Annotated in this window: 15 protein-coding genes, 1 tRNA gene and 2 pseudogenes; 17 read left to right on the top strand and 1 reads right to left on the bottom strand. The window is 40.8% G+C overall.

Annotation, left to right across the window (positions count from 1 at the left end; translation table 11 throughout):
* A pseudogene (locus G613_RS0117115) lies at positions 1-222 on the top strand (transposase); the annotation flags it as partial.
* 192 nt (positions 223-414) lie between these two features.
* Here G613_RS0117115 and G613_RS0117110 read toward each other — a convergent pair.
* On the bottom strand, positions 415-1,539 hold the full coding sequence (locus G613_RS0117110) for a cation diffusion facilitator family transporter (protein WP_029233743.1): 1,125 nt from the start codon (positions 1,537-1,539) through the stop codon (positions 415-417).
* 927 nt (positions 1,540-2,466) lie between these two features.
* Here G613_RS0117110 and G613_RS0117100 point away from each other — a divergent pair.
* From G613_RS0117100 to G613_RS18225, 16 genes and pseudogenes are all read left to right on the top strand, one after another.
* Positions 2,467-3,267 (top strand): NUDIX hydrolase, encoded by an 801-nt coding sequence (locus G613_RS0117100; RefSeq protein ID WP_029233742.1) that lies wholly within the window; start codon positions 2,467-2,469, stop codon positions 3,265-3,267.
* Positions 3,252-3,776, top strand: a complete 525-nt coding sequence (locus G613_RS0117095; RefSeq protein ID WP_029233741.1) for a cysteine hydrolase family protein — start codon at positions 3,252-3,254, stop codon at positions 3,774-3,776. The genes G613_RS0117100 and G613_RS0117095 overlap by 16 nt, the downstream gene beginning before the upstream one ends.
* Before the next feature lie 76 nt (positions 3,777-3,852).
* On the top strand, positions 3,853-4,365 hold the full coding sequence (locus tag G613_RS0117090; protein ID WP_029233740.1) for an adenylyltransferase/cytidyltransferase family protein: 513 nt from the start codon (positions 3,853-3,855) through the stop codon (positions 4,363-4,365).
* 74 nt (positions 4,366-4,439) lie between these two features.
* A complete protein-coding gene (gene pncB, locus G613_RS0117085; RefSeq protein ID WP_029675058.1) occupies positions 4,440-5,642 on the top strand; it encodes a nicotinate phosphoribosyltransferase in 1,203 nt (400 codons plus the stop codon).
* 77 nt (positions 5,643-5,719) lie between these two features.
* Positions 5,720-6,514, top strand: a complete 795-nt coding sequence (gene nadE, locus G613_RS0117080) for an NAD(+) synthase (protein ID WP_029233738.1) — start codon at positions 5,720-5,722, stop codon at positions 6,512-6,514.
* 182 nt (positions 6,515-6,696) lie between these two features.
* On the top strand, positions 6,697-7,377 hold the full coding sequence (locus G613_RS0117075) for a hypothetical protein (RefSeq protein ID WP_029233737.1): 681 nt from the start codon (positions 6,697-6,699) through the stop codon (positions 7,375-7,377).
* A gap of 131 nt (positions 7,378-7,508) precedes the next feature.
* Entirely contained in the window at positions 7,509-8,066 is a 558-nt protein-coding gene (efp, locus tag G613_RS0117070) for an elongation factor P (RefSeq protein ID WP_013281520.1), read from the top strand.
* A 145-nt stretch (positions 8,067-8,211) separates the two neighbouring features.
* Complete coding sequence (locus G613_RS0117065; protein ID WP_155828119.1) at positions 8,212-9,114, top strand: DUF5688 family protein; 903 nt, start codon at positions 8,212-8,214, stop codon at positions 9,112-9,114.
* 95 nt (positions 9,115-9,209) lie between these two features.
* Positions 9,210-9,281, top strand: a tRNA-Arg gene (locus G613_RS0117060).
* Positions 9,282-9,305: 24 nt separating this feature from the next.
* A complete protein-coding gene (locus G613_RS0117055; protein WP_029233735.1) occupies positions 9,306-10,604 on the top strand; it encodes an SH3 domain-containing protein in 1,299 nt (432 codons plus the stop codon).
* Positions 10,605-10,690: 86 nt separating this feature from the next.
* Positions 10,691-11,884, top strand: coding sequence for a Gfo/Idh/MocA family protein (locus G613_RS0117050; protein ID WP_029233734.1), 1,194 nt, complete (start codon positions 10,691-10,693; stop codon positions 11,882-11,884).
* Between the two features lie 191 nt (positions 11,885-12,075).
* Positions 12,076-13,410, top strand: coding sequence for an NADP-specific glutamate dehydrogenase (gdhA, locus tag G613_RS0117045; protein ID WP_029233733.1), 1,335 nt, complete (start codon positions 12,076-12,078; stop codon positions 13,408-13,410).
* Between the two features lie 360 nt (positions 13,411-13,770).
* A complete protein-coding gene (locus G613_RS0117040) occupies positions 13,771-15,390 on the top strand; it encodes a GH25 family lysozyme (RefSeq protein ID WP_029233732.1) in 1,620 nt (539 codons plus the stop codon).
* A 60-nt stretch (positions 15,391-15,450) separates the two neighbouring features.
* A complete protein-coding gene (locus tag G613_RS0117035) occupies positions 15,451-16,545 on the top strand; it encodes an acyltransferase family protein (protein ID WP_029233731.1) in 1,095 nt (364 codons plus the stop codon).
* A gap of 73 nt (positions 16,546-16,618) precedes the next feature.
* Positions 16,619-17,821, top strand: a complete 1,203-nt coding sequence (locus G613_RS0117030; RefSeq protein WP_029233730.1) for a condensation domain-containing protein — start codon at positions 16,619-16,621, stop codon at positions 17,819-17,821.
* Between the two features lie 240 nt (positions 17,822-18,061).
* A pseudogene (locus G613_RS18225) lies at positions 18,062-18,460 on the top strand (hypothetical protein); the annotation flags it as partial.

Below are 18,460 nucleotides of genomic sequence, written 5' to 3'. Positions count from 1 at the left end.
GAAGATTACATTGAAGAATGTGAGGATATAAGGTACACAGAAGGAATGAAGGATCTCTATTCTCACAGAAAAGAAACAATAGAGAGAATCTTTGGAACAGCAAAAGAGAACCACGGATTCAGATATACGCAGATGTATGGCAAGGCGCGGATGGAAATGAAGGTCGCGCTTACCTTTGCGTGTATGAATCTAAAAAAGCTTGCAAGAATCAAGCATGAATGGCGGTTAGAGATGGCCTGATAGAGGCCGTTTCTATCCTTTATTATCAATAAAACACTCGCGAAAAAGAAAAATGGTCTTGAGAGCTACGCTCTCAGGACCACTTTGTCTACAGTCTGATGCCGTCGCTTTGAGCGACGGCATTTTTGTTGTGCTTGATCAGTTCGGATAGCTAATATCTATGTTATCTGTGATTTAGTCGGAGTAGCTTACGTCCATGTTTGCGAAGACGTTGAAATCAGAGTATTTGGTATTGATTTCCGATAAAACCTGATTGAATATTTCACTGCGGTTTGGAACAAAGTCCATAACAAGGTCGAAGCGGATTTCTTTTTTACCAAAGTCTACGAAGAAACCGTGCATCTGAAGAACTTCGTTGTGCTGGGATACAATCTTGGAGATTTCACCTCTGACAGCAGCGGCCTGATCGTCCTTGGTATTGACTGAGTACACACCAACGGAAACGATTGCTACGTTGTGTTCCTGATAAACACGGTCAGTGATCTGTCTGGTTATCTGATCTATTTTATCTGCGGTAAAGGTGTCCGGGATTTCAATGTGAACTGAAGCCAAAACTCTGTCAGGGCCATAGTCACTAAAGATAAGATCGTAGGCTCCCTGTACACCATCTATTGAAAGAATTGTCTTTTTTACAGCCTGAGAAGTTGAGGCGTCGATTCGCTCGCCCAGTATCTGGCTTATTGTATCTCTTAGCATCTCAAGACCTGATTTTATCAGCACCAGAGATATAATAGCTGCAAGATAAGATTCAAGGGATACTCCTGTTAGAATGAATATGAAAGCCGCTACCAGAGTGGCTACAGAAACTACTGCATCAAATCTTGCTTCTGTTCCTGAAGCAACAAGAGATTCTGAAGATACTTTTTTTCCCGTGTTAATAAAGAACTGACTAAGGACAATCTTAACAATTACGGCAACAGCCACGATTACAAGAGTTACTGTGCTGTAATCTGCAGCCTCAGGATGAATGATGGCCTTTACTGACTCTTCAAATGAAGTGATGCCGGCATAGAGAACGATGATAGATATTACAATTGCGCTCATGTACTCAACTCGGCCATACCCAAGAGGGTGCTTTTTGTCAGGGGCTTTGCCTGCTAGGGCTGTTCCAATGATAGTGATAACTGAAGAAAGGGCGTCGCTTAGATTGTTGACTGCATCAAGCATGATGGCAATGGAACCTGAAATGATGCCAACCACAAATTTGAATCCTGCAAGTAGGATATTGACGACGATACCAATGATGCTTGTTCTGATGATGACTTTTCCGCGTCCTGCGGCGTGCATTTTTTCTGCCATGTGAGTGCTCCTTTTTGCTTTGAGTAATTTTGCGTGCTTTGAGTTCTTTGAACTGTGGTTAAGAATTGTGATTTAGAATCGGTGCCTATAGCTGTCTGTTGCTGCCTATAGCTGGTTAAATACTATTTTTCTCTGAGAATTGATTTTGTTATTACATTATTTTGAGCGAGTAATACCAAAGCCATCAGAGGATTGTCTTTGCTATTACATAATTTTTGGCGAGTAATACCAAAGTTATCAGAGGATTGTCTTTGTTATTACATTATTATTTGTGAGTAATAACAAAACCATCTGAAGATTGATTTTGTTATTGCAATATTTTTCTCAGGTAATACCAAAGATCTCTGCAGATTGGTTTTATTATTACAAATATATTTTTGAGTAATACCAAAGTCATCTGGGGATTGATTATATCATTACAGCAAATATAGCAGGGAATAACAAAGACTCGTAAGAATCGATTTTGTTATTACAACAGATTTTTTGAATAATACCAAGAGCATCTGCAAATCTGATTTAGTATGACTTCCGCTGCTATAGGTGACACAAATAGACAACTTGGATTCAATTAAGTTTTGTAACCAATATATCTTAATATATTTTAGCATGTCTATGATATCAAAACATCCACGAATATGATTTAGTACGCAGATTCATGAAACGGCTGAAAAAGGTGTATCTCAGTAATGAATGATATAAAATTGAATAGAAAAAATAAATTTAAAAGCGAAACAAAATATATTGACATGTATAAAATAGTGTGTAAAATAATAAATATAAAAATGAAACAAAAACAAAACATAAACAAAAGAACCAAATTGATACAAAAAGAAAAGAAATAAAAAGCAAAAAGCAAAAACAAATTGATACAAAAAGAAATAACAAGAAACAATCGAACTAATAAAATAAGAAACGGAGATCGGATTCATGCTTTCAGAATACAAACATCCATATGTTACAGTTGATCTTCTCTTGTTTTCAGTAATTGATAATCAGCTTGCGATTTGCCTGACCAAGAGAGACCAGGAGCCATTCAAGGATATGTTTGCACTTCCGGGATCCTTTGTGAGGGAGAATGAATCTGCAGAGGGGGCAGTGGAAAGGCTTCTTTCAGAAAAACTTGAGCTGACAGGCAAGATATATACAGAACAGCTCCAGACCTTTTCGGATATCAACAGAGATCCAAGAGAAAGAGTTATCTCCATAGCGTATTTGGGAATCATACCTGATGTATCAATGGTCAAGGTTCCTTGGATGCAGTGGTTTACGATTAAGGGGTCTAATGTAGGTAGTTACAAGCTATGCCAGACTTGGGACAAAATGGACAATTCAAATGTACATACCAATGGAGATAAGAACAGTTCAAATTCATTGGATGGCAATAAGGATAACGAGCATGAGAAGAGTTTCTTAAGTTCCAATCTTGGTTTTGACCATGACGAGATTCTGCAGGTGGCAGTAGACAGGCTGAAGGCCAAGATTGATTACACCGACATCATATTCAAGTTCTTAGTTGATCCGCACCGGTTCACTGCCGGAATGCTTCGCCAGATATATCAGTCGGTGACAGGACAGGAAATCAACAGAGGCAATTTTACCAAGTACCAGATGAATACTTATATGGAGCACGGACTTATTAAGAAGACCGGATCCGTCGCGGTAGGCAGGGGAAGACCAGCAGATACATATTCATATATAGGAGGAGAGAAATTATGGATAAGATCTTAGTTGTAGTAGACATGCAGAAAGACTTTGTGACAGGTGCGCTGGGGAGCGCCGAGGCACAGCAGATTGTTCCGGCAGTTGTTGAGAAGGTTAAGAACTTCGACGGAACAGTAGTATTTACAAGAGATACTCACCAGGAGAACTACATGGAAACTCAGGAGGGCAAGAATCTTCCAGTTCCTCACTGCTTTGAGGGAACAGACGGATGGGAGATCATTCCAGAACTATCTGAGCTTTCCAATGGTAAAAAGATATTTAACAAGCCAACCTTTGGCAGCAAAGAGCTTGCTCAGTACATTAAGGAAGAGGCTGATAAGAGAAACGGTGAGCTTTCGGTTGAACTTATCGGTGTTTGCACAGACATATGTGTTGTCAGCAACGCACTTCTAATAAAGGCTTATAACACAGAGATTCCTGTAGCTGTAGACTCTAAGTGCTGCGCGGGAGTTACTCCGCAGTCTCACAACGCCGCTCTTGCAACTATGAAGAGCTGCCAGGTACAGGTGGCGTAAGAAGTATTGTTACGTGATTGATGAAAGTCAGCGGACCACCTGCGAAATATAGGAATAACCGGAGGAATTACAGGATATGAAAATAGGCCTGGTTTTTGGAACATTTGCTCCAATGCATTTGGGGCACATGGACGTTATCAATATAGCAAAAGAGGAAATGGACAAAGTAATTGTTGTGTGCTGCGGTCATGAGGGGGATCGAGGTTATCCGACATTTCCTCTTGAGTTAAGATACGAGCTTGCTACAAAAGAGTTTGCTGATGATGAAAAGGTTTTTGTTACAATGCTTCATGATACCGACCCGGAAATCAAGAAGCATTGGAATCAGCAGCAGATATGGAACTACTGGGTAGACAGAATGCTGCTTCATCTCTTCCAAAAAGAGCTGATTGTGGCTAAAGATGAACTGTGCTTCTATACTTCAGAAGAAGACTACTCAGAGCTGATTTCATCTACGCCTCAGCATATTAAGGTTCACCTTTGCCAGAGAAATCGACCGGTTTCAGGCACGATGATCCGTGAAAACCTAAGGGCTAATACAGAGCTTATGATTCCTTCCTTTGCGGAGTACGTGAGAGGAATACGATAGTTCTTTTTACAAAAAATAAAACAAAATAATAAAATCTGTGCACAAGCAGATTGGAAAAAGGGGAAATATAAATTATGGAACGCATTATTACATCACTTCTTGAGACTGACGCTTACAAATTTTCAATGGGGCAGGCAATCTATCACCAGTTTTCTGATTACAAGACAACCTGGTCATTTAAGTGCAGAAACAAGGATGTACACTTTACCAAAGAGATGGTTGATGAGATCAAGAGACAGATCAAGTTATTCTGTGAGCTGAGATTTACTGAGGATGAGCTTGATTATCTTGAAAATATTGTTTGGATCAAGGGTTCATACGTTGATTTCCTGCGTCTGTGGCAGGCAAGATATGATGATTTTACTATTGATGACAACGCTGAATGCGGCCTCAATATTGAGACTAAGGGAACATGGCTCAACACTTCAATGTATGAGATCCCAACTCTTGCCATTGTCAATGAAGTTTACTTCAGAATGCAGTACAACTATGATGAGCTTTTAGAGAGCTTCAAGAGAAGACTGGACGAGAAGGTTGATAAGGTAAAAGATGGAACTTATAACCTTTCAGTATTCAGTGAGTTTGGACTTAGAAGACGTCTCTCTGCAGAGGCTCAGGAACTTGCAGTTAAGACTCTTGCTGAGGCAAACCTTGGCACATCCAAATTCCTTGGAACATCTAATGTTTTCCTTGCCAAGAAGTATGGCGTAACACCTGTTGGAACAATGGCTCATGAGTGGATCATGTGCACAGGTCAGGGCAATCACAAGCACAACCCTGCATATTCTAACTGGTATGCTCTTGATGCATGGGTAAAAGAGTATGGTATCTTGAACGGAACAGCTCTTACAGATGCTATTACAACTGACTGCTTCCTTAAGGACTTCCAGCTCACCTACGCAACTCTCTTTAGCGGTGTTCGTCACGACTCAGGTGATCCAATCGAATGGGGCGAGAAGATGATCAGACATTACGAGAAGCTTGGTATTGATCCTAAGACCAAGACACTTCTCTTTAGCGACAGCCTTGACTTTGAGAGAGCAGACAAGCTCTTTAGACACTTCAATGGAAGAGCTAAGGTTGGATTCGGAATCGGTACATACATCTCTAATGACACAGACGTTCCGGCCCTGAACATTGTAATGAAGACTACAGCCTGCAACGGCCAGGATGTTGCCAAGATTTCCGATGTAGCAGGCAAGGGAATGTGCAAGAACCCTGATTATGTTGATTATCTTCAGAGATGTATCGACTGGAGAATGACTCACGAGAAATGATGATGCAAGATTATAAAAAGGACTTTGCAATGGAGTAATCCGCATACCATCATAGATTCAATTGGAGGATTCAAATTATGGACTATTTACAGAATTTTGATGCAGCCAAAGAAATAGATAATATCGTAGCCTGGATAAAAGACTGGTTTGAAAAAAGCGGCCCTAAGGCCAACGCTGTTGTAGGTATTTCAGGAGGAAAAGACTCTACTATAGTTGCAGCTCTTTTGGTAAAGGCCCTCGGAAGAGAAAGAGTATTCGGTGTTCTGATGCCTGACGGAGAGCAGAAGGATATTGAGGATTCCAAGAAGGTTGTAGAGGTTCTTGGAATCGACAATGCTATAGTCAATATTCATCCGGCAGTGCAGGGCATGTACGATGCAATTGACACTTCAGAGCTTACAATTAACAGTATGGACAGAGCTGACTGGATGGCAGGATCTCTTTTATCCAAGGATGCCAGGATCAACACACCACCAAGAATCCGCATGACTACACTTTATGCTATTGCAGCTTCTCTTCCAAACGGAGGCAGAGTAGCTAACACCTGCAATAAGTCAGAGGACTACGTGGGCTATTCCACCAAGTACGGTGATGCTGCCGGAGACTTCAGTCCTTGCTCAGACTACACTGTTACTGAAATGAGAATGATAGGTGATGAGCTGGGACTTCCTACCGAACTTATTCACAAGACCCCATCCGACGGCCTTTCAGGAATGTCTGATGAGGACAAGCTTGGATTTACTTATGATGAACTCGACAGATACATCTACACCGGAGTTTTAGAGGATGAGGAAAAGAGAAAGAAAATCGATAGAATGCATGAACTCAATCTCCATAAGCTTCGCGTAATACCAATGTACAAGAAAAACTGATAATATTCCGGATATGGATTGCAGATTATATTGATGCCAAGTACCAGGGAAGACTAAAGTGCATAATCTCAGAGGTTATGCAAAAAATTGTCATTACCGGAAAAGTGGCGGATTGAATAATATAATGGTACAATTGTTACAGAATATCGTTAGTGGTGTCATCGTAGTCTGGGGGATAGAAAATGGCATTAGATGTATCTAAGATAACTACTGCTGTAAATAATTATCTGTATTCAATCTCGGATGTGAATAAGATGCTGACGGAAAGCACAAGTTCCAGTTCGTCAGACTTATCCGGGATATTTCAGAAGTACCTGACAGGGGCACTTAACAACATTGATAGCAGCAGTCTTAGTACTGATGACAGGCAGGCGATAATTGATGCCATGAAGGTCTCTGACAGCATGAATCTGTATGGTATGAGTGGAAATTCAGACTCTGACAGTTCATCCTCATTTGACATAACGAGTTTGCTAAACAGTTTACCGGAAACGTCAACGACTACCGATGTTGTAAACACGGCAGATAAGTCTGAGAACTCTGACCTGAGCCAGGCTTTTGCGCAGGCAAGCGATATAAGTTCTAAAGCGGCGCTGAATCTTGAGAATGAGATAAAAAGCGTATTTTCAGGAATGGATAATCTTGGAGAGGTAATCCAAAACAAGATTGCCAGCAGAGATATCACAGGCGAAATAAACAAAAATATAGCCAATCTCGATATACAAGGTGACATTCAGCGTAGTATTGCAAGTCACGACAGAAGTGATGAAATAAGTGAATATAATAGTTACAATGCATCAAGAATAGCATCCTATAAAAATGCTGGGGGGAGTACAAGTGTCTTCGGCGATTTTAAGCTATAACTCGCAGAAACTGCATTTGAACTGATAGTTTCTATTTGCTATTTTTGTGAGAAAAAAATAGTTGAAAAATCGGAAGTGATAGTTTAAAATGTACTAGTTGTTTGATGTGAAGTAATTTAGGAGGATTTTTTATGATTTCTGCAAGTGATTTCAGAAATGGTGTGACCATCGAAATCGATGGCAACGTATGTCAGATTATTGAATTTCAGCATGTTAAGCCTGGTAAGGGCGCTGCTTTCGTAAGAACTAAGCTCAAGGATATCATCAACGGCGGTGTTAAGGAGACAACATTCCGTCCTACTGAGAAGTTCCCTGCAGCTAGAATCGACAAGAAGGATATGCAGTATCTCTATCAGGATGGCGATATCTACAACTTCATGGATTCAGAGACTTATGAGCAGATCGGTCTTACATCAGATCAGATCGGTGATTCTCTCAAGTTCGTTAAGGAGAACGAGGTTTGTAAGGTTATGTCTTACAACGGCAACGTATTCGCTGTAGAGCCTCCTATGTTCGTTGAACTTGCTATTACAGAGACTGAGCCTGGATTCAAGGGCGACACAGCTACAGGTGCTACAAAGCCTGCAACTGTTGAGACTGGTGCTAATGTATCAGTACCTCTCTTCGTTAACGAGGGAGATGTTATCAAGATTGATACTAGAACAGGTGAGTATCTTTCAAGAGTTTAATTGACTACGTAACCATATCTGACACGTATATTTAGTCATAATATTTATAGAACTTAGTAAGACAATAGTAATTCATCCATCAGGATGTTTCACTATTGTCTTTTTTTGCGCAATTTTATTACCCAAAGGAGGAAATGTGGAAGATATGAAAATTGAAGATTTTGGAATGGTGGTAGCCGATGAAATAAGGATAATTTTAGGTTCGGAATATACTATAGAGTACAAGGAGGTTACCAAGACAAACGGAGTTACTTATCATGCTCTTTTGATCAAAAAAGAAAATGAGAATATAGCACCAACAATATATATTGATAGTTTTTATAATTCGTACAAGGAAGGAACCGACAGAAAGATTCTTGTCAATGATATTATCACGCTATACAGGGAGAATGTGCCTAAGATGGGATTTGATGTCAGCTTTTTTACAGACTTTTCAAATGCCTGCAAACATTTATCCTTCAAGGTCATGAATTATAAGCGTAACAAGAAAGAACTTATGGATATTCCGTACAAGAAGCTTGAGGATCTGGCTCTTGTGCCGATTTGCCTGATTACGGATGATGCCTTGGGGGAAGGAAGCATTACAATTAAAAATGAACATCTGAGGCACTGGGAAGTTTCTTTTGACGAATTATGGGAGAACGTATGGGAGAATGCTGAAGTCATAGCTCCCGTAAAATGCAGAGGACTATTCGAAACGGTAAATAGTCTTCATGGAGGGGATTTGTTTGACCCGGAAGACTTCCCAAGGGATATGTTCGTTGTTTCTAATACCAAGGAGACCTATGGGGCGGCAGCAGCTTTTTATCCTGGATACTTGGAAAAACTGTCAGAGGAACTGGGCAAAGATCTGGTGGTATTGCCTTCATCCGTGCATGAGACTATAGTAATGTGCGCTCCGGATGACAGAGATGGTCTGGATGGGCTTATCAGAATTGTTCAGGAAGTAAACCAAAGCGTTATATGCGAAGAGGATTTTTTAAGCGAGAGTATCTATTATTACAGCATGGAAGATAAGAAAATCTCCGCTATGAATTTGGAGCGATGAATGATCAATTACCCGGTCTAAACCGCGAAGCCGCTTGCAATGCACGGTATTGGACTTTCTAGGGGCATTATGTTATTATAACCTAGTACGCTTATGCACCCGTAGTCTAATGGATAGAACGTAGGCCTCCGACGCCTTTGATGCAGGTTCGAGTCCTGTCGGGTGCATATTAGAACGGATAGAGGTTTTACATGAGAAAGAGAAAGAAGAGAAATTATTCCTTTAGGAATAGTAGAAAGAATATTTTTGCAATTTTAGGTGACAACAAGAAATATCTGATGCCTGTGGCTTTTGTGCTGGCGGTTGTTATTACAGTAGCTATAGCACTTAGTGCCAATAAGAGAATGAAAGAGTCGGCAACCGTGGTTGCTGAGGCAGATCTTGGATCAACTCTTGAGATCAATGAAATTATTCCAATGTCAGAAAATGCTTATGATGATGTGAACTATCTTATCAATGAGTATTATGAAGCATCTGCAAATGGAGACTCAGAGACCATCGCATCCATATACAAGGGGCTGGAGGATACAGAGCTTCTCAAGGCAGTTGCAGCAGCAGACTATATCGAGGGCTTTAGAAATATTACTGTTTATACCAAGCCGGGCCCAGTGTCAGGAAGCTACGTAGCTTATGTTTATAATGAAGTTAAGCTTTATGACTACGATAAGGCAGTTCCCGGACTTGAGACACTTTATATCTGTACAGATGATGACGGCAAGCTTTACATAAATGGTGATATTGCCAATGCCAGTGAGATTGAGTATTTAAGACAGGTCAATGTTCAGGAAGATGTAATTGATCTTAATAATAAGGTTGCTACCGAGTACAACGAGATGGTTAATTCCGATGAGGCACTGGCAGAACTCTTGACTAAGATGAGAGAAGGTCTGCAGGTTTCTGTTGGAGAGGCACTTGCTTCTTCCGAGGCTACCACAAATGCAGCAGCTGAGGAGACAAGTACAGAGGAGGCCGCAACCGAGGCTACATCAGAAGAGAGCGTTGTAACAGTTACAACTCATACAATCAGAGCTACAGATGTTATCAATATTCGTAGTTCAGACAGTGAGACTGCAGACATTATTTCCAAGACCAAGAAGGGCGAGGAATTCAAGCAGCTTGAGGCTCTTGCTAACGGTTGGAGCAAAATTGAGTATAATAACGGCGTGGCATATGTTAAGACTGAGTTCTTTGAAGTTGTTGGAGAGGAGACTGTAGAGGTTTCAAATGACACGGCTAATGAAGAGTCTCAGGAAACACAGACTACTACAGATGATACCAAGACTACAGTCAAGTCTTCAGATACCGGCAAGATGAAAGTCAGCGATACAGTAAGACTTCGTAAGAGCCAGAGCACAGAGTCAGAAGTTCTTGAGATGATCTATTCCGGAAGTACTGTTAATGTTGTTGAGCAGTATGCCAGCGGATGGGCCAAGGTAGAATATAACAAGAAAACAGGTTATATTAAATCTGAATTTCTGACCAAAGAGTAATATAATAGAATATGAACATAAATGTAGCCAGCATATTTATGCTGGCTACAGATTTATAACCACAATTCTTTCTATGGAGGTGCGAAATGTTTGGGCGTGTAAGAGTTGCGATTATGGGAACCGGTAAGATTGCCAGTATTATGGCCGATACTCTTAAATCTATGAGAGGAGTTGAGTGCTATGCTGTAGGTTCAAGAGACCAGGAAAGAGCAAACAAGTTTGCTTCTGAACATGGTGTGAAAAAGGCTTACGGGTCATATGCCGAGCTTGTTAGTGACTCCAAGGTTGAGCTTGTTTATGTGGCAACACCGCATTCTGAGCACTTTGAAAATGTTAAACTTGCTTTGTCAGCAGGTAAGCATGTTATATGTGAGAAAGCATTTATGTTAAACGAACAGCAGGCGAAGGAAGTATTTGAGCTTGCGGAGAGTAAGAATCTTTTGCTTACAGAGGCTATGTGGACAAGATATATGCCTATGAGAAGCAAGCTGTCAGAAGTTCTTGCCAGCAATGTGATAGGTCAGCCCTATATGCTTACAGCTAATCTTGGCTATAATATAGCTGCCAAGGACAGAATTAGTCTTCCACAGCTTGGAGGAGGAGCGCTTCTTGATCTGGGAGTATATGTGCTTAACTTTGCTTCCATGGTATTTGGAAACGATGTTACGGATATTGCTTCAATATGCACCTTCAATGAAAACGGAATGGATATGCAGGATAGCATTACTCTTAGATATGCCGATGGCAAGATGGCAGTCTTAAATTCCACAGCTCTAGGTATAAGTGACAGAAGTGGCGTAATCTATGGCCCTAAGGGATACATAGTTGTAGAGAACATCAATAATTATGAGGCTATCAATGTCTATGATACAACCTACAAGAAGATAGCCAGCTATAAGAGATCAAGACAGATCAGCGGCTATGAGTATGAAATAGAAGCTTGTGTTAAGGCTATGCATGAGGGATGGCTTGAATGTCCGGAAATGCCTCACTCAGAGACTCTTAAGATGCTGAATATGATGGACTTTATCCGCAAGACCAATGGAATCAAATTCCAGGGCGAGGATAGTCAGGTATCTCACTTTACACCTGCTTCAGCTCATAATGAGAGTGCTTATCAGGTGGATGCGTCTGAGAAAAATGAAGCTAGTGCACCTGAAGCAATAAGTGATTTTGAGAAAGTGAATGGAAATCAGGATACAGCTGTAGAACCAAATGTTACAAATAAAGAAGAGAAAGAAGTTGAACCTGGCGATAATCAGGCAAGTGAAAATGAGTGAATATTTTTTGACAAATATTAATTCAAAAAACTCTTGCGCTTTAAATTATTAAAGTATATAATACTCATCAGGCAGTGATGTCTGCGCAATGGGGCGTAGAGACCGTAGGTTTCTTGCGCCCTATTTTCATATCTTTTTATTTTAATAGCAGAAAGTTTTGTAATGTACCTAAGGTACGGGAAGGAGAAAAAATGTCATACGTTGACGAGATTTACGATTATGTTGTTGAAAAGAACCCAGCTCAGCCTGAGTTCCATCAGGCAGTAAAAGAGGTACTTGAGTCACTTAGAGTTGTTATCGAGGCTAACGAAGATGAGTACCGTAAGGATGCTCTCCTTGAGAGACTTGTTACTCCAGAGAGACAGATCCTTTTCAGAGTACCTTGGGTTGATGATAAGGGACAGGTACAGGTTAATAACGGATTCCGTGTACAGTTCAATTCAGCTATCGGACCTTACAAGGGAGGTCTTCGTTTCCATCCATCAGTAAACCTTGGAATCATTAAGTTCCTTGGCTTCGAGCAGATCTTCAAGAACTCACTTACAAGCCTTCCAATCGGAGGTGGTAAGGGTGGTTCTGACTTTGATCCTAAGGGCAAGTCAGACAGAGAAGTTATGGCATTCTGCCAGAGCTTCATGACAGAGCTTTACAGACACATCGGTGCTGACACAGACGTTCCTGCCGGAGATATCGGTGTTGGCGGACGTGAGATCGGATATATGTACGGTCAGTACAAGAGAATCAGAGACGTATACGAGGGAGTACTTACAGGTAAGGGTCTTACATACGGCGGATCACTTGCTCGTACACAGGCTACAGGATATGGTCTTCTTTACCTTACAGAGGAGCTTCTTAAGTGCAATGGTCATGATATCAGCGGCAAGACAGTAGTTGTTTCAGGTGCTGGTAACGTTGCTATCTACGCTATCGAGAAGGCTCAGCAGCTCGGCGCTAAGGTTGTTACATGCTCAGATTCAACAGGTTGGATTTATGATCCGGAAGGAATCGATGTTGAACTTCTTAAGGAAGTTAAAGAGGTTAAGAGAGCACGTCTTACAGAGTATGCTGCAGCAAGAAAGTCAGCTGAGTATCACGAGGGCAGAGGCGTTTGGTCAATCAAGTGTGATGTTGCTCTTCCTTGCGCAACACAGAACGAGCTTCTCATCGACGATGCTAAGCAGCTTGTTGCTAACGGCGTAATCGCTGTTTGTGAGGGTGCTAACATGCCTACAACTATCGAGGCTACTGAGTACCTCCAGAAGAACGGAGTTCTTTTTGTATGTGGTAAGGCTTCTAACGCAGGTGGTGTTGCTACATCAGCTCTTGAGATGAGCCAGAACAGCGAGAGACTTTCATGGAGCTTCGAAGAAGTTGATGCTAAGCTCAAGCAGATCATGGTTAACATCTATCACAATATTGATGATGCTGCCAAGAAGTATGGTATGGAAGGTAACTTCGTTGCAGGTGCTAACATCGCAGGCTTCCTTAAGGTAGCAGAGGCTATGAAGGCTCAGGGTATTGTTTGATAATAATAGCTAAAGAATTTGATAAATAACAAAACCGTCGGTAGAGTAGGATGACTACTTTGCCGACGGTTTTTTATGCATTCTCAGGATTCTTGGCCAATAATACTTTAGTGCGACTAATACCATGGTTAATCCTCGATTAGAAAAAGCTACTCAACCAATCTAAATTATATATGTAATTCAATGAAAAAACGTAAATATGAATAAGAATTAACGATAATTTATAGAAATTAAAAAAATTGGGATGTAAATCTTTAAAACCGCTTTGAAAGACTTTTTATTTTGGGTGGGTGTGCTATTATATGAAGGTATGGAATGATGTAAATACTGATGAATAGAGGATTTTGAGGACTTACTAGTATGAAAAAAGACTTTGATGATGATTTTGACTACGAAGATGGAAATGGATTTTTGAAAATAGCCATAGGGGGAGCTGTTATCCTTGTTCTTTTTGCGATTGTGATTGCATGGCTCTTCTTAAGCAAAGGATCGGGTACTGATAGCGACAGTAGCAATGATGAGTTTTTGTTTGAGAGTATAGAGGCGGGAAGTAGTGACGCTGTAGCAGAAAATGATCAGGATATGTCCGCCATGGAAATATCTGCTACGGACAGTCCTTTGGCTTCTTCTAAGGAAAGTTCACAGGCGGAGGCAGCTTCGGACAGTTCATCAGCTGGGGCGACTTCCTCTGAAACTACTGAAGATAGCGATCCTCAGGCTTCTGTAAAAAATGAAAGCGGATCTGCAGTTGATGTTAATCAGATAGTTAGTGCCAGCAGTGTTGGGGAAAACTCCAATGTGACCTATGGAATAGATGTATCCAGATTTCAGGGAACCATAAACTGGGAACAGGTTGCAGGAAGCGGTATTGATTTTGCCATGGTAAGAGTAGGCTATAGAGATGCCAAAACAGGTGAGATCAAGGCTGATACCAATGCAAAGTTCAATATGCAGGAATCTGAGAAATACGGAATTAAGGTTGGAGCTTACTTTTTTTCCACAGCTGTAAATAATGATGAAGCCAGGGAGGAGGCAAACTGGGTAACAAGTTATATTGCCAAGTATTCAATAACCTATCCGGTGGGCTACAACTGCGAAGGCTTTGAAAATGCGTCCAGCAGGCAGGTTAATCTTACTCAGGATGAGAGAAGTGCTATTGCAATGGCCTTTATGGATCAGATATATAGTGCCGGTTATACGCCTATCTTTTACGCATCTCAAAGTGAGCTAGTGGGAGATGCCAAGTGGAATACTACACAGATACAGCAGAAGTACAAAATCTGGATGGCCTGGTATAACCAGGATGCTAGTAGCATAGCAAAGGGCCCGGCTACAGACGTGAAGTGCGCTATGTGGCAATATACCAGTAACGGAACAGTTCCAGGGATAAACGGTAAGGTTGATGTGGACGTTGCATATTTTGGATACAACGGCACGGAGACGGCCAAAGATACATCGGAAAGAGAAACAGCATCGGCTGATGTGGAGGCTCTGATGAACTTTGATTCTGTAGATGAAACAGTTACTGCCAAAAACAGTACTAACCTTAGGAATAAACCCAGCCAGGGAAGCGACAGTACAGTAATGGTAACTCTGGAAAATGGCCAGACCGCCCAGAGAACCGGCGTAAGTTCAAGTGGATGGTCCAGAGTTATTTATGAAGGAAACACTTATTATGCTGTTTCAAGTTATCTTACTACAGACCTTAGTGCTCCCAAACAGGAAACGCAGCAGGTTCAGGAAACGTCAGGTTTTAAAACCAAATTCACTGACTGTAGTGAAACAGTCACAGCTAAGGATGTAGTAAATTTGCGTAACAAACCAAGCGTAACAGATGAAGATTCACAGGTTATTGCATCTCTTTCTGCAGGAGAAACAGCGCTTAGAACAGGTATTAACAACGAATATGGCTGGTCCCGTGTGGAATACAATGGACAGACATTATACTGTGTGAGCAGCTATTTGCGAGTAGTAGAATAGATAGAGTATTAGCAGATTATCTGCATAAATATATGTGAATTAGAGGGGAGTTTTATTTAAATGGATAAAAAGGTCAGAAGTTCTAATTTTGAGCTCTTAAGGATTCTTGCAATTATTTTGATAGTTCTTTTCCATATTCAGTTGCATGGACCACAGACGAGAATAAATGACGGAGCTTTTGCTGATCCGGTATTTTTCAAGCAGCTATTTCTTCTTGACGCCGGTAATACCTTCGGAATGATAGGAAATGCGTTATTTATAATGATTTCCGGTTACTTTTTGGTTGGAAATTTAAGTGTTGATCTTGGGAAGATTTCCGGGAAGCTTTTATTAGAGGTGGGTTTTGCAACAGTTCTTTTGACAATAGCATCAACAGTTATTGCTGGAAGAAGCAGTGACCTTTCAGCTCGTAATCTGGTTGGCTTCTACATTTTTAACGATGAATGGTGGTTCACCGGGTATTACATCCTGGTTGTTGTGATCGGAAAAGTTTTTTTGAATAAGTTTTTATCAAGACTTGAAGCTAAGGAATATGTAGGCTTTTTGCTTGCTTTGTTCGCAATAGATCAGTTCCATTGGTCTTCCTACATTTTTGAGGGAATCGCAAACGGAATCAGAACCTTGATGATAGGTGTTTTCTTTTATGCACTTGGCGGATATATCAAGAAATACAATCCCTTTAGCCACGTTCGACTTTATATTTTGTTTCTTGTGATTGCTGCTACATACCTTCTTAGGTACATTTCCAATTACAATATTACTTCAATGAACATTGCAAAGTATCTTACAAGCGAAGAACAGTATGGCTTTATGCAGACAATTCCTCAGTTTGCCAATCATGACATCACCGTTGTGATAGTTACCGTATGCTTATTTGAATTGTTTAGGCGAATTCATATGCCAAGTAGTAAAGTAATCAACTATCTTGGTAAATCAACGCTGATGATTTATTTCATGCATGAAAACGACCTTTTCATCAGCTTCTACAAGATGGATTCCTGGATTGGAACTCTGTCAGAGCATGTTGATCAGTTTGTTCTCAAGTGGTTTTGGTGGGCTCTTGTGGGCATAGGAATCGGAGTTTTGGCTTATACAGTGTATGTACTTTTGGGGATTGCCTGCAAGAAGTGCAGATTTTTGGTGGTAAAAGAATAATAACCAAAGGTGTATCTCGAGCTTAATCATCAGATAATCTAACTGATAAGATAAGTTAAGGAAAGATAAAGACATGGCAGACAGGAAATACTTATATACTGAAAGGGCACACTATATGTGCCCGAATATGCATTTTGGGATTATGGCGGAGATAGGGAAAGAGTTTAACGAGGAACGGCTGAAAGAGAGTATAGAAGTTCTTAAAACTGCGCACCCACTGCTTGTGAGCCTGATCTCAGAAGAGAAAGATACTGGTAAGGTCTTCTATGAAAAGCAGGATGATCTGAGAATACCTATGGTTAAAGGAAGTGACTGGCAGACTGACTTTGATAATGTGTCGAAAGCCGGATGGAATGTTCAAAAGGATGCCTTGCTCAAAGTATATGTTTATCCTTCTACTGATAGTTTTGAGATTCTTTTTGTTGCACATCATCTTCTGTGTGACGGAAGAGGGCTTCTGATGCTGATGGAAGAATTTGCAGAGTACTATTCAATAAATGTAAGACCTGAGTTTTCTGAAGAAAGACTGATAGAGAGTATAAGTGATCTTCCTGAAGGAAGTGACCTTGGCTTTATGAGTAAGATCATTATAAAAGATGCAAATAAGAAGTGGGGCAAGGAAAATCATAAGGTAAGATATGAAGAGTACCTTAAGTTTGAAAAGGAATTTGATTCAAGGCAGAATATCATGCGTAATATCATGAGTTTTGACGGTGCTTCACTTGATAAAATACTTTCTGTTTGTAAGGATAATGGAGTAACAGTTAATGACTATCTTATTGCCAAGATGATGCTCGATGAAAATACCCAAAAGATAATCATCGCTTCTGATATCAGAACGAAGGTGAAGAACTATAATAAAGGCTCTCTGGGAAACTATGCCTCAGCATTTAGCGTAGTAGTTAAGAAGAAACATTCTGATGTTATCGAACTTACAAAGTCAGTTAGAGATGAAATCAAGAAGATCCTTCAGTCGCCTCAAAAAGAGATGCTTGTTCTGGCATGTTATTTTACTATGGATTCGGGATTGCTAGATGCTGTTCCTATATCGACTCTTGGCGGTTTTACCAGCAATGCCGGTAAGTTTGTCGGTAGCAAAATGTTTGGATTTGAAGCCCGGGAAGGTTATTGCATAACAAATCTCGGTAGAATAAAAAGCAGTATCATAAACGAAGCAGTTTTCATTCCGCCAGCATCTCCTGCAAACAGGAAAGCATGGGGTGTACTTACTGTGAATGACAAGATGAGGATATGCTCTGTAGCAAGTGGGCATTAGGCTTGATAAGCCTTTATTAATATGCACAAACTGCTTGGTGGCAGTTATTGATATGTAACTGCCACCTTTTTGTATTTTTATAAAAATATGTTTCGAGAATTTTATAAAAAGTTTACTGTAAAAACAAAAATAAATAAACGATAATATAAATAGACACTTGCGCAAAAAAGGGGATTTTGTGCCCAAAAATAAATGTAGATTCATAATTTATTCGTCTTGTGAAATGAAAGGAGAATCAGCATGGATGGCATGAGTACTCAGGATTTGTTGAATGGACAGGATTTATCAACTGCGAATGTAGATGATCTCTTAGCTGCTATGAAGCAGGAAGAGGCAGTTGCTGAGCCTGCTCCTGTGCCGGAAGAGGCGCCTAAGCCTAAGAGAGGCCGCCCTAAGAAAGCAGAGGCGGAACCAATTGCTGATCTTCCTGATCTTGATCAGATAATGGCAGAGACTGCAAGTGCAGAGGCAGCAGCACCAGCTCCGGAGCCGACTCCGGAACCGGCACCTGTTGATCCTGAAGCTATGCTTGCAGCTATGGCTTCAGCAGAGACAGCAGGAGATGTTGATGCGGCTATGGCAGCGATGGCGGCAGCAGAGGCAGCACCAGCACCAGTTGAAGCAGCGCCGGTAGTAGAA

The organism is Butyrivibrio sp. VCB2006, from assembly GCF_000420945.1.
Lineage (GTDB): Bacteria > Bacillota > Clostridia > Lachnospirales > Lachnospiraceae > Butyrivibrio.
This window is presented reverse-complemented; position numbering and strand designations above follow the sequence as displayed.

Excerpts from the sequence above, each read along its gene's own strand:
- G613_RS0117110 (WP_029233743.1), bottom strand. The coding sequence starts at position 1,539 with ATGGCAGAAAAAATGCACGCCGCAGGACGCGGAAAAGTCATCATCAGA.
- G613_RS0117100 (WP_029233742.1), top strand. The coding sequence starts at position 2,467 with ATGCTTTCAGAATACAAACATCCATATGTTACAGTTGATCTTCTCTTG.
- G613_RS0117095 (WP_029233741.1), top strand. The coding sequence starts at position 3,252 with ATGGATAAGATCTTAGTTGTAGTAGACATGCAGAAAGACTTTGTGACA.
- G613_RS0117090 (WP_029233740.1), top strand. The coding sequence starts at position 3,853 with ATGAAAATAGGCCTGGTTTTTGGAACATTTGCTCCAATGCATTTGGGG.
- pncB (WP_029675058.1), top strand. The coding sequence starts at position 4,440 with ATGGAACGCATTATTACATCACTTCTTGAGACTGACGCTTACAAATTT.
- nadE (WP_029233738.1), top strand. The coding sequence starts at position 5,720 with ATGGACTATTTACAGAATTTTGATGCAGCCAAAGAAATAGATAATATC.
- G613_RS0117075 (WP_029233737.1), top strand. The coding sequence starts at position 6,697 with ATGGCATTAGATGTATCTAAGATAACTACTGCTGTAAATAATTATCTG.
- efp (WP_013281520.1), top strand. The coding sequence starts at position 7,509 with ATGATTTCTGCAAGTGATTTCAGAAATGGTGTGACCATCGAAATCGAT.
- G613_RS0117065 (WP_155828119.1), top strand. The coding sequence starts at position 8,212 with ATGAAAATTGAAGATTTTGGAATGGTGGTAGCCGATGAAATAAGGATA.
- G613_RS0117055 (WP_029233735.1), top strand. The coding sequence starts at position 9,306 with ATGAGAAAGAGAAAGAAGAGAAATTATTCCTTTAGGAATAGTAGAAAG.
- G613_RS0117050 (WP_029233734.1), top strand. The coding sequence starts at position 10,691 with ATGTTTGGGCGTGTAAGAGTTGCGATTATGGGAACCGGTAAGATTGCC.
- gdhA (WP_029233733.1), top strand. The coding sequence starts at position 12,076 with ATGTCATACGTTGACGAGATTTACGATTATGTTGTTGAAAAGAACCCA.
- G613_RS0117040 (WP_029233732.1), top strand. The coding sequence starts at position 13,771 with ATGAAAAAAGACTTTGATGATGATTTTGACTACGAAGATGGAAATGGA.
- G613_RS0117035 (WP_029233731.1), top strand. The coding sequence starts at position 15,451 with ATGGATAAAAAGGTCAGAAGTTCTAATTTTGAGCTCTTAAGGATTCTT.
- G613_RS0117030 (WP_029233730.1), top strand. The coding sequence starts at position 16,619 with ATGGCAGACAGGAAATACTTATATACTGAAAGGGCACACTATATGTGC.